This is a genomic window from Paenibacillus sp. P13VS, from assembly GCF_015143645.1.
GTDB lineage: Bacteria > Bacillota > Bacilli > Paenibacillales > Paenibacillaceae > Paenibacillus > Paenibacillus xylanilyticus_A.
Genome location: NZ_WYEV01000018.1, coordinates 1 through 17,390, shown reverse-complemented (window position 1 = coordinate 17,390; position 17,390 = coordinate 1). Strand labels below are relative to the sequence as shown.

General features: G+C 43.5%; 26 protein-coding genes and 2 pseudogenes. 4 read left to right on the top strand and 24 right to left on the bottom strand.

What is annotated here, in order from left to right; translation table 11 throughout:
- The first annotated feature begins 55 nt into the window (after window positions 1-55).
- From GUA98_RS27220 to sdaAA, 4 genes are all read left to right on the top strand, one after another.
- The gene (locus tag GUA98_RS27220) at window positions 56-1,294 is read left to right on the top strand and encodes an MFS transporter (protein WP_227780164.1); all 1,239 of its coding nucleotides are present in this window, start codon (window positions 56-58) and stop codon (window positions 1,292-1,294) included.
- A gap of 99 nt (window positions 1,295-1,393) precedes the next feature.
- Window positions 1,394-2,836 (top strand): M20 family metallopeptidase, encoded by a 1,443-nt coding sequence (locus GUA98_RS27215; RefSeq protein ID WP_193725023.1) that lies wholly within the window; start codon window positions 1,394-1,396, stop codon window positions 2,834-2,836.
- A 4-nt stretch (window positions 2,837-2,840) separates the two neighbouring features.
- Complete coding sequence (gene sdaAB, locus GUA98_RS27210) at window positions 2,841-3,509, top strand: L-serine ammonia-lyase, iron-sulfur-dependent subunit beta (protein WP_153979635.1); 669 nt, start codon at window positions 2,841-2,843, stop codon at window positions 3,507-3,509.
- A gap of 50 nt (window positions 3,510-3,559) precedes the next feature.
- The gene (sdaAA, locus tag GUA98_RS27205) at window positions 3,560-4,435 is read left to right on the top strand and encodes an L-serine ammonia-lyase, iron-sulfur-dependent, subunit alpha (RefSeq protein ID WP_095359693.1); all 876 of its coding nucleotides are present in this window, start codon (window positions 3,560-3,562) and stop codon (window positions 4,433-4,435) included.
- 155 nt (window positions 4,436-4,590) lie between these two features.
- Here sdaAA and GUA98_RS27200 read toward each other — a convergent pair whose 3' ends face one another.
- The 24 genes and pseudogenes from GUA98_RS27200 to GUA98_RS27085 all read right to left on the bottom strand — a co-directional run bounded on the left by GUA98_RS27200 (window position 4,591) and on the right by GUA98_RS27085 (window position 17,070).
- Window positions 4,591-4,938, bottom strand: coding sequence for a hypothetical protein (locus tag GUA98_RS27200; protein WP_153979636.1), 348 nt, complete (start codon window positions 4,936-4,938; stop codon window positions 4,591-4,593).
- 90 nt (window positions 4,939-5,028) lie between these two features.
- The gene (locus GUA98_RS27195; protein ID WP_193725022.1) at window positions 5,029-5,904 is read right to left on the bottom strand and encodes an aminoglycoside phosphotransferase family protein; all 876 of its coding nucleotides are present in this window, start codon (window positions 5,902-5,904) and stop codon (window positions 5,029-5,031) included.
- 92 nt (window positions 5,905-5,996) lie between these two features.
- Window positions 5,997-6,476 (bottom strand): DinB family protein, encoded by a 480-nt coding sequence (locus GUA98_RS27190; RefSeq protein ID WP_193725021.1) that lies wholly within the window; start codon window positions 6,474-6,476, stop codon window positions 5,997-5,999.
- A 28-nt stretch (window positions 6,477-6,504) separates the two neighbouring features.
- Window positions 6,505-7,041, bottom strand: a complete 537-nt coding sequence (locus tag GUA98_RS27185; RefSeq protein WP_193725020.1) for a GNAT family N-acetyltransferase — start codon at window positions 7,039-7,041, stop codon at window positions 6,505-6,507.
- Window positions 7,042-7,046: 5 nt separating this feature from the next.
- On the bottom strand, window positions 7,047-7,604 hold the full coding sequence (locus GUA98_RS27180) for a GNAT family N-acetyltransferase (RefSeq protein WP_227780162.1): 558 nt from the start codon (window positions 7,602-7,604) through the stop codon (window positions 7,047-7,049).
- A gap of 383 nt (window positions 7,605-7,987) precedes the next feature.
- Window positions 7,988-8,446 carry a GNAT family N-acetyltransferase gene (locus tag GUA98_RS27175; protein ID WP_265333664.1) on the bottom strand — a complete coding sequence of 153 codons (459 nt, stop codon included), beginning with the start codon at window positions 8,444-8,446 and terminating at the stop codon, window positions 7,988-7,990.
- Window positions 8,447-8,511: 65 nt separating this feature from the next.
- A complete protein-coding gene (locus tag GUA98_RS29855; protein WP_227780161.1) occupies window positions 8,512-8,670 on the bottom strand; it encodes a hypothetical protein in 159 nt (52 codons plus the stop codon).
- Between the two features lie 306 nt (window positions 8,671-8,976).
- Entirely contained in the window at window positions 8,977-9,522 is a 546-nt protein-coding gene (locus GUA98_RS27165) for a GrpB family protein (RefSeq protein WP_193725016.1), read from the bottom strand.
- Window positions 9,523-9,597: 75 nt separating this feature from the next.
- Window positions 9,598-10,080, bottom strand: coding sequence for a GNAT family N-acetyltransferase (locus GUA98_RS27160; RefSeq protein ID WP_193725015.1), 483 nt, complete (start codon window positions 10,078-10,080; stop codon window positions 9,598-9,600).
- Window positions 10,081-10,141: 61 nt separating this feature from the next.
- Window positions 10,142-10,564, bottom strand: a complete 423-nt coding sequence (locus tag GUA98_RS27155; protein ID WP_193725014.1) for a DUF1801 domain-containing protein — start codon at window positions 10,562-10,564, stop codon at window positions 10,142-10,144.
- 6 nt (window positions 10,565-10,570) lie between these two features.
- A complete protein-coding gene (locus tag GUA98_RS27150) occupies window positions 10,571-10,738 on the bottom strand; it encodes a hypothetical protein (RefSeq protein ID WP_193725013.1) in 168 nt (55 codons plus the stop codon).
- 55 nt (window positions 10,739-10,793) lie between these two features.
- On the bottom strand, window positions 10,794-11,276 hold the full coding sequence (locus tag GUA98_RS27145; protein WP_193725012.1) for a hypothetical protein: 483 nt from the start codon (window positions 11,274-11,276) through the stop codon (window positions 10,794-10,796).
- A gap of 34 nt (window positions 11,277-11,310) precedes the next feature.
- Window positions 11,311-11,832: a DinB family protein gene (locus tag GUA98_RS27140; RefSeq protein WP_415753062.1), complete on the bottom strand. Its 522-nt coding sequence runs from the start codon at window positions 11,830-11,832 to the stop codon at window positions 11,311-11,313.
- Window positions 11,833-11,927: 95 nt separating this feature from the next.
- On the bottom strand, window positions 11,928-12,167 hold the full coding sequence (locus GUA98_RS27135) for a DUF3977 family protein (protein ID WP_153979652.1): 240 nt from the start codon (window positions 12,165-12,167) through the stop codon (window positions 11,928-11,930).
- Window positions 12,168-12,196: 29 nt separating this feature from the next.
- Window positions 12,197-12,406, bottom strand: a pseudogene (locus tag GUA98_RS27130) (ADP-ribose pyrophosphatase); the annotation flags it as partial.
- 7 nt (window positions 12,407-12,413) lie between these two features.
- A complete protein-coding gene (locus GUA98_RS27125; protein WP_227780160.1) occupies window positions 12,414-13,055 on the bottom strand; it encodes a GNAT family N-acetyltransferase in 642 nt (213 codons plus the stop codon).
- Between the two features lie 300 nt (window positions 13,056-13,355).
- A complete protein-coding gene (locus tag GUA98_RS27120) occupies window positions 13,356-13,871 on the bottom strand; it encodes a DNA topology modulation protein FlaR (RefSeq protein ID WP_153979654.1) in 516 nt (171 codons plus the stop codon).
- Between the two features lie 48 nt (window positions 13,872-13,919).
- Complete coding sequence (locus GUA98_RS27115; RefSeq protein ID WP_193725011.1) at window positions 13,920-14,399, bottom strand: GNAT family N-acetyltransferase; 480 nt, start codon at window positions 14,397-14,399, stop codon at window positions 13,920-13,922.
- Between the two features lie 21 nt (window positions 14,400-14,420).
- On the bottom strand, window positions 14,421-14,906 hold the full coding sequence (locus GUA98_RS27110) for a DinB family protein (protein WP_193725010.1): 486 nt from the start codon (window positions 14,904-14,906) through the stop codon (window positions 14,421-14,423).
- Between the two features lie 66 nt (window positions 14,907-14,972).
- A pseudogene (locus GUA98_RS27105) lies at window positions 14,973-15,077 on the bottom strand (histidine phosphatase family protein); the annotation flags it as partial.
- 42 nt (window positions 15,078-15,119) lie between these two features.
- Window positions 15,120-15,563: an oxidoreductase gene (locus tag GUA98_RS27100; RefSeq protein WP_193725009.1), complete on the bottom strand. Its 444-nt coding sequence runs from the start codon at window positions 15,561-15,563 to the stop codon at window positions 15,120-15,122.
- A 91-nt stretch (window positions 15,564-15,654) separates the two neighbouring features.
- Window positions 15,655-16,098 carry a GNAT family N-acetyltransferase gene (locus GUA98_RS27095; RefSeq protein ID WP_193725008.1) on the bottom strand — a complete coding sequence of 148 codons (444 nt, stop codon included), beginning with the start codon at window positions 16,096-16,098 and terminating at the stop codon, window positions 15,655-15,657.
- Between the two features lie 56 nt (window positions 16,099-16,154).
- Window positions 16,155-16,583, bottom strand: coding sequence for a GNAT family N-acetyltransferase (locus tag GUA98_RS27090; protein ID WP_193725007.1), 429 nt, complete (start codon window positions 16,581-16,583; stop codon window positions 16,155-16,157).
- 31 nt (window positions 16,584-16,614) lie between these two features.
- A complete protein-coding gene (locus GUA98_RS27085) occupies window positions 16,615-17,070 on the bottom strand; it encodes a GNAT family N-acetyltransferase (protein WP_193725006.1) in 456 nt (151 codons plus the stop codon).
- Window positions 17,071-17,390: the final 320 nt, after the last annotated feature.

Here is a 17,390-nt window from a genome sequence, read left to right as displayed (position 1 = left end):
ACTTTATATCAACACAGAAATCAAGTTAACAATCGATGAGAAAGAAGGTAACACAATGTCCAAAATCATGCAAAGCAAACACTTCAAGTACATTGTTCTCGCTCTCTTGTTTCTCGGCTGGTGCCTAGGCAACCTCGACCGCTTCGTCATCAACTATGCCATTGTAGGAATAACTGAGGATCTGGGTCTGGGCGCTTCCGCGCAAGGAATCATTCTCAGCAGCTTTTTCCTCGGGTATGCCATTATGCAAATCCCGGGCGGAGCACTCGCCGACCGTTTTGGCTACCGTAAGGTCATTCTTGTTTCCTTGTTCTCCTGGTCCATATTCACCATTCTGACCGGGTCTGCCTGGTCATTACTCTCTCTTATCTTCGTTCGTTTCCTGTTTGGTATTGGTGAAGGCAGCTTCTTCCCTTCCGGTTCCAAAGCTATCGCCACCAACTTCCCGGTCAATCAGCGAAGTGGAGCCATGTCGATCATGCTGGCATCCGCTGCAATTATGGGGGTTGTCACTCCTATTTTGACTGGACATGCCCTTGTGACCATTGGCTGGCGCAACCTGTTTTACATCATCGGTGCGGCGGGCATCCTCATCACGGCGCTCATGTTCTTTTTATTAAAAGAACCTGCGAAATCGGCGCTTACTTCCACTGCTTCAGGCCAGCAACCGAAAACATCACTTAAAGACGTTCTGAAAACGCCTATGATCTGGAACTTGTTCATCAGCTACTTCAGCATCTATGCCGTCAACTGGGGACTCCAATCCTGGATGCCAACGTACATGGTCAATGTCCGGGGACTGGATATGACGGAAATGGGACTGCTTGCAGCCATCCCGGCCGTCGTCAGCATTTTCACCATGCTCCTCAGTGGCTATGTGCTTGACCGTATCCCGGCTGGCAAAGATCGGATTATCGCTTCCGTATTCGGTGTACTGGTTGCCTTCTTCCTGTACCTCATGGGCTCCTCGGGAAGCATTGCCACATTTATTACGTACATGACAATCGTAACGGCCATGGCTGGATTTATTTCCACGCTGATCATTTCAAAATCACTAAAAACCATGCCCGAATCTGTAGTCGCAACGGCCAATGGATTCATCAACACAGGTGCACAGCTCGCCGGTTTCCTGACACCGATGCTGATCGGATTTCTGGTAGAGGCTTCAGGAGGATCTTATGCAACGGCCTTCATCATGTTGATCGCCTTCGCTCTCATTTGCTCCCTTTCGTTATTCTTCTCGCGTCGTTCGAAACAAGACAGTGGTTCTGAAGTGCAGGCAACAGCCGTTTAATGACGCAGCAGCTTAGTATCCTTTTTTCAATAAAAATCATGCCGTAACAAACAAGCCATTTCGTACTCATCATAAAACACATGTAAAGAGGTGTATTCCATGACAACAACGATTGATCTAACCCAATATATATCCGATGCCATTGAAGGAAAACGCGAGGTATTCACCCAAGCCAGTGACCGAATCTGGGAATTTGCAGAGACAAGGTTCGATGAATTTCAATCCGCAGAGCTGCTGATCGAATTGCTTGAATCCGAAGGCTTCACGATCGAGAAAGGTGTTGCCGGACTGGAGACCGGATTCATCGCCTCCTATGGTTCGGGGCTGCCGGTCATTGCCTTACTGGGCGAATATGACGCACTGGCTGATCTCAGCCAGGAAGCAGGCATCAGCACATACCAGCCCGTTCAGCCGCGTGGTAACGGTCATGGATGCGGACATAACCTGCTTGGCATAGGCGCTGTGGCTGCGGCAGTCGCAGTCAAAGACTACCTTCAAGAGCATCCGGAAACCCAAGGAACGGTGCGTTTCTATGGGTGCCCGGCGGAGGAAAGCGGATATGGTAAAACGTATCTTGCTCGCGAGGGCTACTTCAAAGACGTAGATGCTGCACTCTCTTGGCACCCTCACTCCATGAATGCCGTTATGCATGGAAGCTCCAATGCAGTCATTCACGGCACGTTTACTTTTAAAGGCATTAGTGCTCATGCTGCTGCCGCTCCCCACCTGGGTCGAAGCGCTCTCGATGCCGTTGAGCTGATGAATATCGGTTCCAATTATATGCGGGAGCACATGATTGATCAGGCCCGGATTCACTACGCTATTACCAACTCGGGCGGTTTGGCACCCAATGTCGTGCAGGCGGAAGCCGAGGTCACTTATCTCGTCCGAGCACCGAAGAGCGCTCAGGTACGGAGTCTGTTTGATCGTCTGGTGAAGGTCGCTGAAGGGGCCGCCTTGATGACGGAAACCACGATGGATTTTAAATATGAAGGCGCATGCGCCAACCTGATTCCGAACAGCACGCTTGAGAAAGTGATGCATCAGCATCTTGTGGCTTTCGGCGCACCTGAATATGCAGAGGACGAATACGATTATGCCAAAGCCATCTATGAGACGCTGCCGCTCCAAAATCAGCAGGAAGCTGGCGCGTTAGTTGGTCCTGAACTCGCCCCTCTTCTGGCCGAGCGACCGCTGCCGAACTTTATTGCTCCGTATTCAGACGAGAAGGAGACCTTCATGGGTGGATCAACCGATGTTGCCGATGTCAGCTGGAATGTGCCGACCGCGCAGTGTATTACAACCACGATGGCCTTTGGCACACCGCTTCATGCTTGGCAAACCGTTGCCCAAGGCAAGAGCAGTTTTGCTCACAAGGGCATGCTGCTCGCCGCCAAAGCGATGGCAGCTACGGCCATTGAATCCATTCTGCATCCAGAGATCGTCAAGGAAGCACAGCAGGAGTTGCTGGACAGACTCGGCGGGGAAGTGTACGACTGCCTTGTTCCCGCAGATGTACAGCCTCCCAAACGGGGAGAATGAGACAGTGAGGTTCAAAGACGTATTTTCCATTATCGGTCCAGCCATGGTTGGACCGTCAAGTTCCCACACTGCAGGAGCAGCAAGGATAGGACGCACGGCTCGCCAACTGTTCGGCGAATGCCCTTCCCATGCGGAAATCATCATGTTTGGCTCTTTTGCCGCAACATATAAAGGACATGGTACCGACACCGCCATCGTTGGCGGGCTGCTGGATATGGACACGGATGATCCCGGACTGCCCGAGGCTTTTGCCCATGCAGACATGGCAGGCATGCAAACTGTCATCCGTCCGGGAACAGGTCTGTATCCGCATCCGAACACGACAGAGATTGTACTGACCAACGCAGCGGGAACTCGGACATTAAACATGATCGGTACGTCAATCGGCGGAGGGAATATCGAGATTGTCCGGATTAACGGCTACAACTTGAAGCTGACGGCTCTCTATCCTACACTCATCATTCGTCATAGCGATGAACCCGGTGTCATTGCTGTCGTCACTCGCCTGCTTGTAGATAATCACATCAATATTGGACACATGTCTGTGGATCGTAAGAACCGGCGGGGTGAAGCCATGATGGTGCTTGAATGTGATGGCCGGATTGACCACGCCGTGGTGCGGCAGATTGAAGTGATTCCGGAAGTCCAGGAAGTCACGCTGCTCCACCTTTAATTTGAATATTGGAACTATTTACCGCTTAATCGATAAAGGAGCCTACGCCAATGAACTTTCGAACGCTAAAACAACTTGCCGAACTGGCGGAGACCCGCAATCTTTCCCTCGGCCAGCTCATGCTGGAAGAGCAATGTCATGAATCAGGCGAAGACACGGGTACCGTGTTCGGCCAGATGCAAGAGTATTATGAGATTATGAAAAGTGCGGTGCATCAAGGTCTTCACACCGATACCACTTCCAAAAGCGGCTTAACGGGAGGAGACGCCCGTAAATTGATGGCTTTTCGTGCAGATGGACAGTCCATGCTCGGTGACCATGCCAGTCTGTCGATGAGTTACGCACTTGCAGTATCCGAGGTCAATGCCTCGATGGGTCGAATTATTGCTACACCGACGGCGGGTTCCTGCGGTATTATTCCCGGGGTATTTATCAGCAGTCAGGAGCGATTCGGCTGGACCGATGAACAGATGGTCTACGGCCTGTTCGCCTCCGGGGCAATCGGTTACGTCATTGCCAACAATTCGTTCATCTCTGGTGCGGAAGGCGGATGTCAAGCGGAAGTGGGGTCAGCCATCGGGATGGCAGCTGGAGCGCTGGTGGATATCCGGGGCGGGTCTCCTTCCCAGGCCATCCACGCCGTTGGGCTTGCGCTGAAGAATACCCTTGGTCTGATCTGTGATCCGGTAGCGGGGCTTGTCGAGATTCCATGCATCGTACGGAACGGGTTTGGTGCCATTACTGCTCTCGGAGCCGCCGATATGGCGCTGGCCGGAGTCCGCAGTGTTATCCCTTCCGATGAGGTGGTACAGGTCATGCTTGAGGTTGGATCGGCCATGCCTGAATCATTACGCGAAACAGCAGGCGGCGGCCTCGCCCAGACCCCGACAGGGCGCAAGATCACACGGGATTTGCAGCATAAATAAAGATCAGGCATGTCATTTACACTCAGAGAGACGGTCAGAACGCCTCTCAAGGTAAATGCATGCCTGTTTTTTTGTTTGACGTGATGATGTATTTCAACCATTGAACCGCTCGTACATTCTTCAGATAAGTTCAGTTAAACTAAAGGGGGCTACAGCTATAGCTTGTCCACCTGCAGCAGCGTAACCTGTTTTACGGTACACGCAGGACTGATTTGCTCTTCGGATAGCACGTTCAGCTTGATCAGGCTTTTCAGCTTATGACTATCTACCTTGGACAGCAGTCGCCAAATGTCCGGATCAGGCAGTGCGGCATACAGCTTCTGATCATCATATTCCTTGCGGTGCTGAAGCACCGTTTTCACCGTATAACTGCCAAACTGTGTCTCATATACCCCTTGTTCCGCACAATATGCGACAATCTCATCTCGAAGTACAGATAATTGCTGCTCAATCTCTTTTTGCTGCTGCTTCAGTTGAAAATAGGTTTGCACCTTCTGTTCCATGACCTATCACGCTCCTCTATACCATAGGTATGCAGGAAACGATCGTTTAGGACAGGCTATTCTGACATTCTATCAACTTCCTTTGGCATCTTATCTCCATTGCAACAGACTCTCATTCAAATATGGATTATGGATGGCAATTCTATGAACTCGCTGCATTACGTTTGGTCCCATGGGTACATCGGTGACGCGGCTTAACAGAATCCAGCGCAGACAAGCGATTGCTTCAAAAACCTCTTCATCCTCCAGCGAATAACTTGCTGTACGCCTAAATTCAGCACAATACGTCTCTCCATAACGCTCTCCATTGTAGATCGTAATCAGAAAAACAGACCATGCAACATCGTACCTCGGGTCGCCCAATTGTCCGTTCGTCCAGTCGATAATGGTATAGTCGTCTTCCATCTCAAGAATGTTACCCAGATTATAATCCCCATGGATTAAGCAGTCCTGCCTAAGCTGGACGCGCTGAAGAAGATACGACAGATGAGTGCTGATGTCTTCGTAAAGCTCTATGGAAGGAAAGAAATAACCAACAAAATCATAGCTGGATATGTACGCTACAACTTCTCCTGTATCTGCTTCGTTTAACGGAAAACGATGGACCTCCATTAAATGTTGAGCCAAATGTGCCAGCCTGGAAGATGTTAATTCGGTCACAGGTACGCCATCATAGCTCGTTAACAGCACCTGATTATGCTCCTTATCCCTGCCCCAGCCATAAGGTGTGGAGACACGAATCCCATTATGGAGTAGTTTGGATAACAGCTTATATTGGTTGCCTACATTTGGTTTGGAATCCTTGTTCCATATCTTCAGAACATACGGCTGATCATCAAATACGATTTGCATCACATCCGCTTCCAGTCCAGGTGACAAAGGAATAACATCGTATCCCCCTTTCATCATAAGCCTTAGACTTTCATCCAGCTGAATCCAGTTTATACGACTAAGTTCGATGGCCATCACTTCCTCCTCTTCAGCACATGGCCTTATCTCCAGTAAAATAGATCGTTCTCACCATTTTTTAGCTGGTCATGGGTCTACCCAATCCGGGGTCAGTCAGGGATAATCAGGCCTTTACCAATCACATTGGCGGATACCGGTTCCTTGCCCAATTCTCTGGCCCATACCGACAATTGTCCCATATGGTGAATTTCATGAGCGATGACGTGGCGCATCACTTCTCCCCATGAATCTATTACAACTTTGCCATTCGGTAGATGATCAATATGAGCTTTCTTTTCCATGCTCGTGTCCCACGCCAAAACAAATGCCTCTACATCAGGACGCAGCTTACGATCAAATTGTCGTACCGCTTCAAGGCTCTTGTGTAGTTCAAAATCTTCCGCTCCATCCGGCTTACCTTGCAGAATCTGAAGCCAGCTCCATTCTACATCAATGATATGGAAAAACGTCTTCAAGATGCTCCCTACCCCGCCTGTACGAGTCCGCAGCAATTCTTCAAGCGGTAGATCCTCACACCATGCATACCACTGTTCACGCACCATCCAGTTATAACGAAAAAATGTTTCCATTTGCATTCCTCCTTTTCCGGTTGTGTTTCTAGAGTGTTTTGATCAATTCCGTATTGGCAAATGTGGTATCCGAATGCTCAAGATCCCCGTATATCCCGCTAATCTGATTGAATCCGGATTTGATCCAGAATCGTAATGCTGGCCAGTTTTTGAGCGCCACGTTGATTCTGATTTCCCTGTATCCGAGTGAGGAAAGATGGTGACTCAGTGCTTGAATCATTTCCTGTCCATATCCTTGCTTCTGAATATCACTCTGGATATATAAAAATTCAAGATAAATGGAATCCTCAGATGGGTAACCATGGTACATACTCAGTAGACCGATTTTTTGATTCTCTTCGACTGTACGGATCGATTGAATCCGGTAATTCTCCAACTTTCCTCCCGGTGGAAGATTACCTTCTGTAACACATTTCTTCACATAATCCGGTTCATACTCCCGTCCATCCCATTGTTGTAAGTAACGGCTTGTGTTACAAATAGACTGGATTTCGGGGATCTCGTATTCTTCCACATCCGAAATAATGAGTCGTTCTGACTTCCATTCCTCTGGAAGCTGTTTCATATTCATCACTCCAATGTATTGCTAGGCTCTTCTCCAAATACCTGGATCGGTCCAGTCCATCGTTCCTCATTCAGGATCATCTCCCTATACATTCCTTCCGTATAGCTATCAATAACACGATTCCAAAATTGATTGGCAGGCTTGTTGGCGAGCGTTTGCCGAATCTCCCACGCACCCGGGAATTGATCAAAGACGTGGAACGCTGCTCGTTTTCCATATCCTTTGTTTCTATACTTGCGCACAATAAAAAAATCACTAATGATATTTGTCCTGGGTGCCTCACTAACATGCACGAACTCTCTCGGAACATCCAGCATTAATAAGGCGAAGCCTGCTATCTCCTCATTCACTTTGATCATTAGGGGTCGTCTGTAGGTGTCCGTCCATTGATGATCAATATACTTGTATAGATATAGCCCGTGAATAGTCAACTCATGTCCATCGAACTCACTTGAATCATATCGATATAGTTGCATCAGGTTATGTAATACATGTTTATCTTCATAATCTATCGTATTAATTTCTACCATTTCTCTTCTCCACTCTCCCTTCCTGTTAAGCAATTTTCTTGATGATTATCACTTTCACCTTCTATCATAACCCACCATATGGATAAAACTAAGAACCCATGATTTCAGTTCTTTACTTTTCTGAACGGGTCAATCTCTTTTTTATATAGTGGAAGACATGAATTGCTGCATAAATAAGTAGGACATTAAACAAATAGGAGAGCACTTGAATGTTGACACCTGAAAGAAACCAAATTGTATCAGGGGGACTGTGATGGTGATATTCTGTGTAAAATCGAAAGGGGAAACCGTACTCCGTTCTCGGTGGGCCTTCCGTGTATGCAGTTCCAGGAATAAGCATGACAGCTAACATGGAAAGCCAAGCGGAAAGGTTGAGTATTCTATAATTAATGTTCAATCTATCTCCCCCCACTCATCTAGGACTGGCTCAAACTCTTTCTAAACGTAACGCGCGAATACCCTGCTTGAAAATAATCCTTCTCAAACTTCGATACCGAGTAACCAATCGATTTATAGAATACTAATGTGTCTTCATTATCTGGATGGCCGAGGGTGTGCAGCATAACTTCTGTTACTCCTTTTTCTTGAATCGCTTCACATACATGGTCCAAAAGAGTTTTCCCGATTCCCTTTCTCAGATGCCTGGGCGATACAACAACACCTACGATTTCATACGATTTTTCATCATTGTTATACATAAACCCGGCATGTCCTACAATCTGGCTCATCTCAACTGCGACCCAGTATTTCGAATTACTGGAATGATTGAAATAGCTCTCCCAACGTTCTGGATAAAGGTTAATGATAAAAGCGGGAAACTGCAGCGCATATTCTTCCATTAATCGCTTAACCAATTCCGGATCCTGTGGTTCCAACCGTCGGTAAGATATCACACACATCACCCCTTTATAAAATGGAATAATCCCTAATACCATGTTGACTACAGCTGCTTTTTACGAGCCTTGAAAAGAGCCTCCAAACCAAGATCGACCAGTACAAAGATCATCGCTGCAAATACACCAAACAAAGTTAGAGGGAACGTTTCTTTAAGATTAAAAATATTCTCTCTAGCTCCGATAACCAGATAAAATATGCACATGCCGACGAACCCAGCGCACGCGTAACTCAGTAATTTTACAATTAGGTAGAGTACATGATTAGTAATTCTAATCTTGTTCACCAAGAAGTCTACTACGATCGACAAAGGTAAGCCTATCAAAAAGATCAACGGAGCTGCATATATAGGGTACACTGCAATATAAAAACCAAAATCATAGGTTTCACTCATGGATAACAAGCTTGCAGCTAAACTAAACAAGATTACGGTTAAAAGTGAAGTTAACAGCTTTCTACCCAGGTTCATTTCACCACTCCAATATGGGTATCCACAATTAATCCAAGGTACTTATACGTCCGAATCCGCTGGTTTCCAGCCTACTTCCTGAGACCACAGATGGGCTTTCTGCAAGATTTCCCAAACTATAGGCCCTTTGCCCTCCACATACTTCGAACGTTGTTCCTTGTATAAACGCATGAGCCTGTGCTTTTCCTCCGCATACTTCAGGCAATCCAGTGGATGTTCTCGTAAATAATCCCTAAACAACAATGTCATCTGCTCCGAAAAACTCCCTGCTTGCCTAACGTGTACATGCGTTCTTCTATTCCCTGGTGCTTCGCGGAAATATCTTTTACTCTGATCCGGATTATCATCCCTAAATACAAAGCCGACCCTTTCAATATCCAACCGGAAATCCGGTAAGTTATCAAGATGCAACACCGAAATTTGTATGTCAATAATGGGTTTGGCGTCTAAACCAGTGATAGAAGTTGATCCGACGTGGTCGATGCGAAGAGCTTTTTCTCCTAATGCCTCCCTCAATCTGGATCCCGTCTCTAGAAACAACGACCTCCATGCCGGGTCATGCGTTGCAATTCTCCATTGCTCTTCCATACAGAAGCTCAACCTCGTTTCGATATGTATTGGCTATATCATAAATAACAATTCCTATCGCCCTTTTGTTGTTCTTTATCGAGTATTTCTTGTTCCTTCGTTTAACTTTAATCTGTATATCATTTCACCTTCTTGGTTATCCATCTCTTGATGGATGAATCCTGTCTTCTCGTAAAGTTTTTTGGCACGGGCATTACTTTTTTCAATAGTTAACGAAACCACCTGACATTGAGGATGGGTTTGCTGAACGAATTCTAATATGGTATAAAGTGCTTCTTTCCCCAATCCTTTGCCTTGAGAAGCCTGATCGATTTGAAAACCGCCTATCCAATAATTATCCCTACTATCAGGTGTGTAGCTTAAATAGAAGAAACCAACTGCTTTTTCTCCCTGACGCAGGATAAATGGGTCGAAAGCTTCATCCCACGGTTTAATATAGGCATATGCTAATGACTCCATGACAGTTGGCACCCATTTGACTTGAGATACATGTAATGAGATTGAAAGTGCTTCTTCCCAATTACTTTTATCGATGGCTTCAATAGAAATTGGTATCATATTATTATTCCTCCTTGCCTTGTTCATAGCAGCATATTGTAGGTCATTCCATGAAATCTAACTACGGATTCGGATAGGTCTCTTGTAAGAACTTAACCGACTGGTTTATTAGAGCTTTCAAAATATCCACATGAATGTCTTCGACTTTATTAATATACACGCATGCTTTTCCTGTCGTGTGTTTCCCCAGGTCCTTTAATAGTGATTCTCGTTCTGTATCTCCGGTTGCAAAATATAAACTAATTTTCGCTTTTCGGGGTGAGAATCCCACCAGCGGGGCATCGCCTTCATGTCCTGAAGCATATTTATAATGATACGCACCAAATCCAATAATGCTCGGTCCCCACATTTTGGCTTCATAACCTGTCGTTTCAGCAAAAATATCCAGCAACGTATAAGCATCCTCACGTTTCTTTGGATGATCCACGCTCTCAATAAACTCAATAACACTATTGTCTGTCTCTTTTGTTTTTTGCTTGTACATCATGATTCACTCCTTTTCAACCTGATTGACAGACCGGATTTGTCCAGCTTCTCGCAGCTGATGATTCAGTTCATCCAATGATTTTTGCAGTGATTCCATTCTCCTTAACCCTGCGTATTGATTACTAATTATGCCTGCAAAACCAATAACCACGACTATAATGAGATAAAGCATGGAATCCCTCCATAGTGAATTATCTTAATATACTGTTAATGAGTGCAGCAGATAATTAATTCGTTAAGTCTTTTACTTTCATTGAAAAACTCTCCCAGTCACCACTATATCCAACATTCGTCCCCCAACCTGCTGACCTTAGATCTTCTCCTAATTGGATTAGTTCGTTAATCCCGTCATTGTCCAACTTGGTATTTGGGAATCCTGTAAAAGTGGGAAAGTTAGCAAAATATTTATACAATGTCCACAAGTCATTTTCTTGTGAATTCGTAATCATTCCAGTATTCTTACCTGTAACCATTAGTTGGTGGATGCCTTCTGTAACATCCTCAATTTTCTCAAGAACCGTATTTTCGTCGTTCCACTTATTATTCATTTGATAAGTAATTGTACTCTCCAATTGTACTAAATCGCCCTGAAGTCCAAAGGATAAACCCGAATAGATTTCTCTCAGGTGACTTTCCTTCCAAAATACATACATGATCAAGACGCAATTGATTACTATGGAAACAACAATAATGATATTTTTGGTCTTCATTGATTCCCCTCTCTATTAAAAAAACGTCGCCACCTTAAGCGTCAAGAGTTCTCTTTCTGATCATTCTGATTTGACCCCTGTGATTGATCTCATCCTCAAAAACATGAAACCACATAAAATAATAATTGGCCGGTTTGTTATACCAAAAATCCTCTTCCTTGCTTAACCAGTCGTCATCTATGCTCTGAAAGAACTGAAGTGTTCTCCTTCTTACCTGGTCCATTTTCGTAAAATAAAAGGTGATATCATTGCCTTTGATCTTTTCCTGTCCTTCCTTACCTAATTGAAGGGCCGGGCCCCATTCCAATAATTCCTCTTCGTTCAGCTGCCGATTCTCAAACGTCGCCACCTGATAAGCATATTCGACCCCCGCAAAGTGCAGCAGCAATGCTCCAATCGAGTTGCTCTCGGTATCCAGCAAAAAATCAAGGTGATCGATGGATAGATCTTTGACTTCTTCAATCGTTGTATATCTGGCATAGTTCATCATTGAAATTAGGCGACTAATCTGTGGAGAATAACCCGGTATGTCACTTATCAGATAAATATTATCCATGTTCATGATTTAATTCCCTCCACCTTAGGTATGTACTCTTGTACTACTTTACTACTTGGCTCATAATAAAGTTCACAGCATCCCCGATTCCTGAATCAATACCCAAAGAAACCAAGAATGATTTTTACCTTCTTCACCTTTTTATTCACAAATTTAATTCCCTCTTTTGTATCGATGATCATTACCTTTTTTCCGATCCATACTCTAACGTACACTGACTTAAGAGTGAAGGGTCTAGTAAATCCCTTGACCTCGCTTTCTGTACCGTCTTCGTGTTCGAATTCCGTTCGGATAAACCACCGGTTTCCATATCCGATCTCTCTAAACTTTTTCACAGCATGCTCCTTTTCAAAGCCTCTTCTTCTTAGAATTCAATATAAAAGGGCTGCATGTCAGGTCTTAAACAATACTCGATTCGCTGTCTGAAATTCTTCCACGTAACTAGCCGTAAGGCTTCTTCCACCGAGAAATACTTGGTCTCCAGACTTTCGTTGGATACGGTCAGTTGACCTCCAATTGGCTTTGCCAGAAATAACGTATTCACAATGGATTCCTCCACATTTTGAAATACGCCTTTCATTTCATTCTCCAGGAATGATCATCTGCTGTACTTCTTGTACTCCAGGAATAAACCCGAGGTTATAATATACGGATTCTGCATCGTTTCCTTCCATGACATACAACCGAAGGATTGGATATTTTCCTTTCAGGATTGTCAAAGCTCTCTGCAGCATATATGTAGCAATACCTCTCCCTCTATGCGATGGGATAACACCAATACTATAGACTGCTGCCTCCGTGTCCTGTAAACAAAGCCGGCAATTGGCGACAAGCTTCCCCGTATTTTTGTCATACACAAGTGTAGAAGCTTCCGTAAGGGTCTCATTGGTTAGAGCGGGATCTTCATCAGGTATGAACTGTTCCAGCGAAGACTTATTTCTTCTTACCGCCTCAAAACCTCCTACAAAGCTTGCGAAGTCGCATTGAGCTATTTCATTTTCATTTGTAAATCGCTTGGTGCCTGTTGCATCTTCGGTAATTTGAGGACTCTTGATGATCAGATCGTCGTCCCAAGTCACGTTGAATCGTTCAGTGGGACGCTGCATCCAGCGGCATCTGAACTCCACTGGCCAAAATCCGGCTTTGGCAAATAAATGAACCTGGTCCGGAAGAATTTCAAAAGCTTTAATGGCTTGGGTTCGATCAGACCAGCTAGCTAACAAGAATCTTTTTCAGAAGCTTCAGTACCTCAAATGATTAATTGAACGGTGGAATGAAAAATAAATGATATATATTATTGGGTGCCATCCGTACCCCACCCATTTTCGATTCTCCCTGGTAGATCCAATACGCATTATTTCGGTTAGCACTGAAACGTTCTTCTCTAAAAAAACCAACAAGCGCATATTGTAATACACCGAGCAATATATTCCCCACTCTTCCGGGTCAGCCTTACGAATAGAATATTCGCTGGATAAATCATACGTTTCTATGTTTTCAGACCATTCAGCTACCTGCACTCGTCATTCCCCCTTGAATATCTTCATAGAGAGCACTTTATTATTACTATTCACTATAATTAATTTTCGCTTATGGTGTTCAAGTAGCTCATAAATCTTATTCATATTTTCACTATCGAATTTGTAATTCCATTTCAGCATGTCGACTAAACCTTTAAATGTTTGTTTGTAGTTTGCTTTTTCTAATCCAATTCTTTGCTTAATGAATCTCAGCACAATTCTTATGGCTCTTTCCATTGGTTTCGGGGTCAAAAAGATGATAATATCTGCCTCTTCAAAACTCCTCATTACCCATTTGTAATATATCCCCTCAATAATCCACGCATCCTCACTTATAATATCTTCAAGCAGTCTATCCCGTATTTCAGGTGGGTTCTTTCCAGCAAATTCAACGGAGCTGCTCCACATCACCTTATCCAATTCAAAATATGGGATGTTTAGTTGGCTGGACAGAGTTCTCGCTAAATATGTTTTCCCACTACCTGTAGAACCAATAATATGAATTCTCTTGTATGTCATTTGAAATTATCTCGTCCTTGTCATCTATGAATCTGTTTTTCTGTCCATCTAACTTATAAATTCTTGTATTCTTCTACCGTCATACACTCGATCTGAGAAGTTTCCTTGTGTGTACTCGTGTATAAACTTATTCCAAAAGTGCTGTGCGGGCACATTGCTTTCAAGCTGGTGTACTTCCCAGTGCCCCTTATGCATATCAAATAGTTGTTTAGCTACTGCCCTGCCTATGCCTGTCTTTCTGTATTTCTTCATAATAAAAAACTCCGCAATGGAGCAATACTTTCGCTCTTCTGATTCTATGCACCTGACTAACACAAACCCGATATAGTTATGCTCTTGTTTGATGACATATGGAAATCGATGATCCACTTCGATCCAATAGTCTTCCAAATAAGGATAGGCCTTAAATAGACCATTATCTTCCACATCACAATGGATAAATTCAGAGAAATCATAACTATAGAATTGCATGAGATTTTGTATGATACCCTTATGTTCCTTGGATGCTTGAATTAATTCATAATTCATATCGTGGTTACCACCTCACCTTTACTTAGCTATGTGTAGCGTCTTCTTAAAGGCTTCGATCTGTTTTTTATGATGTTTATCATGCGATATGAATGCCCTTACATACTTCTTGATACTGAATTTCTTCTTGTCTCCATCCTTATATTCTCGCGTATATTCTTCTTCGTTCAATCCAGTAATATCATGGATAATGTTCATTCGCTTTTCTATAAATTGTTCAACAATGGTCTTCTTCGATCTGGTCTTTGAGTATTCGATCGCATTTGCATTAAATTCATCAAAGTTCAGATGCTTAACAGTCAATGGTTCGTCATGTTTGATTTTATAGATAGCTTCCTCATAGAAATATTGATCCCACAGCATCATATGCGCGATAACGTCTTTCAAAGTCCATTTGCCTTCAGCTATTGGCATATTCCAAACCTGCTCAGATAGACTGTCAAACTCTCTCACATACGAAGTAAACGACTTGAATTCCTCAATCATTTCACCCGTAGTTTTAGCCATGATTATATCGCTCCTATAAATGATTTTGTTCACCTTACTTTAAGATCAAATTCCTCGGTTTGGCTGTTCCATTTGCTGGATTCCGTAATGGTTTAATGGCAAACCTCGTCTGCCTTGGAGTCTTCCCTCCTTATTCAGATCCGTCTGCCCATGCCTAAGAACGTAGATCATGTCACCAAACCTCCTTTGTCGCCATTGAATCAAAACATATCTTCACGTTTCTACCATTCCAAATGTATTCTGAATAGCTCTCTCATAGTTTTCCCACATAAAATAAAATGGACCTACGTTTAGTGGTTGGTTCTTGTGCTCCAGCATAAAGTCCTTCCAAATAACTACATCATCATCCCGATCCACTTTCACAGAGATATAACCGCACTCTTCGTCCCCGCACAAAGGGCATACTAAAATGGGATATCTATAAAACAGATACTCATGGGGTTCCTTTAACAAAAAGTATTGAATCATTTGTCTTTGATTTTCTTCAGTTCCCCATCCCAGTGCTGGTACCAGATCGTGCCTCTTAAGCATCTGATATAGAGACTTTCCATCGATAATGAGATCTGCGAATGTTGTGTTTTTATTCCCATCCTGAGATGGATCTAATTCATCATACCGACTGGAAGGTTGAGTTTCTAAAACATTTATTGTAGTCATTACTAGATTCTCCTTGTTGTTTATCCTGCTGATAACTTATAAATAAAATAACGCTTTCCCATTCGTAATAGTTATTACATTTCTAAAAAATCTACAGCCTTTTCTTCAGAAAATACTGAACTATGCCCTCTGGATATTCATCGATGACTCCAAACACTTCATAGCCCATTTTCTGATAGAACTCTGGAGCCTGATAGGAAAAGGTGCTGGTGTGAGCAAGTTTGCATCCCATACTTGAGGCTATACTTTCCGCTTGCAAGAGGAGAGACTTCCCACTCCCGTGATTTCTATATTCCTCGTCGATCCAAAAGTTATCAATATATAACGTCTCGCAGTATGTAGCACAGAAGATTCCACCTACAGCTCTGCCTTCCTTATCCCTCAGAAATAGATGGATGCTTTTGCCCGGAATATTTAATAACCCTTTCGTTTCTCTTACATTGTAGTTATATAAACGATCACATATGGCTTTGTAGTCTTCCTCATGCTCTTCATATACAATCTGCAATTCAGCATTTTGCTTTGAGCTATTCATCGCTCTATAACCTCATTCCATTCGATTAGATTTGTTTGTTCAATTGGTTCGTTCATCTATAGGTATTTCTTAAATGCTTTGCTTGACTCTCCATCAAACCCTAGTTTTTCATAAAAATGATGTGCCTCGCTTCTGGATGCTCCACTGGTTAGAAACATTTTCATACAATTTCTCTGTATACATATATTTTCGATATGCTTCATCAGTGCTGAACCGTATCCCTTGCTCTGGACATGCTCTGTAACAATGACTCGTTCGACTACTCCAAACGGTCTATTCTCCACCAGGGCATCCAGACAAATATGTAAGTGTGCTGTACCAATGACCTTTTGATCGATTTCGCACACGAGCAAGAAACTGTTGGGATTATTCTGGATCTCCTCAATCCGTTCTCCCAACACTTTTGTATTCAAGTTGTTTGGCAATAATTCTTGGTACAAACGTTCAATAGCCTGCGCATCTCTTGGTTCTGCTTCCCTGATCATCACGCTCACGCTCCTTATGTTCTAAAAATAATTAATTCAGGTGATAACTCAATATAATGTCTCCATTGTCTTCAACTTCGCCTGTGTCCAGGAATCCAGAAGCTTTATATAGCGTGTTCGCCACAACGTTATGCGGTACATGAGACACTCTGATCTGTTGGCAATCCACTCTGCTTTTTAGTTTGTTGATCACTTCTCTTATCGCTTGTTTGGCATAGCCTCTTCCTTGGTATCTCTCATCAATCATAAATCGCAAAATCCAGTAATACCCGTCACTATAGATTTCATTGTCAAATAGAATGAAACCCACCATCTGATCCTCTGCATAGATTCCGTAAGGCTTGGAAGTGGTCTCCTTGATTGCATGAATGAGCGAATCCGAATTCGTAGCGACCAGGTTCATTTGCTCATCCCGGGGTTTAAGGTTAATGCATTCCAATTCGTTTTCTTTCATTATCAACCTTAGCGTGACGTTCTCTACTGACATGAGAGCCTCCCCTTCATCATTTATCATCGTTTTACCATAATCCATATGTATCCTTGAACGATCCTGTCCTGCAATTTATCCGACACATATACATCTGGAAAACTAAATCCATCATAACCCAAATCATGGTATATGCGAATAAATTATTCCTCTCTCTCCTAAAGGTCTATCTTCTTTAACATCACAAAAAAAACCACGGTTTGGTATTATCCCCTTTTAGTAGACATGAGAAAAAAGACATCTGTTAAGATGAACTTAATCATGTAAACGAAGGGGATTTTTTCATGGCTAAAAAAGGTCAAACATTCCGGCGGTACTCT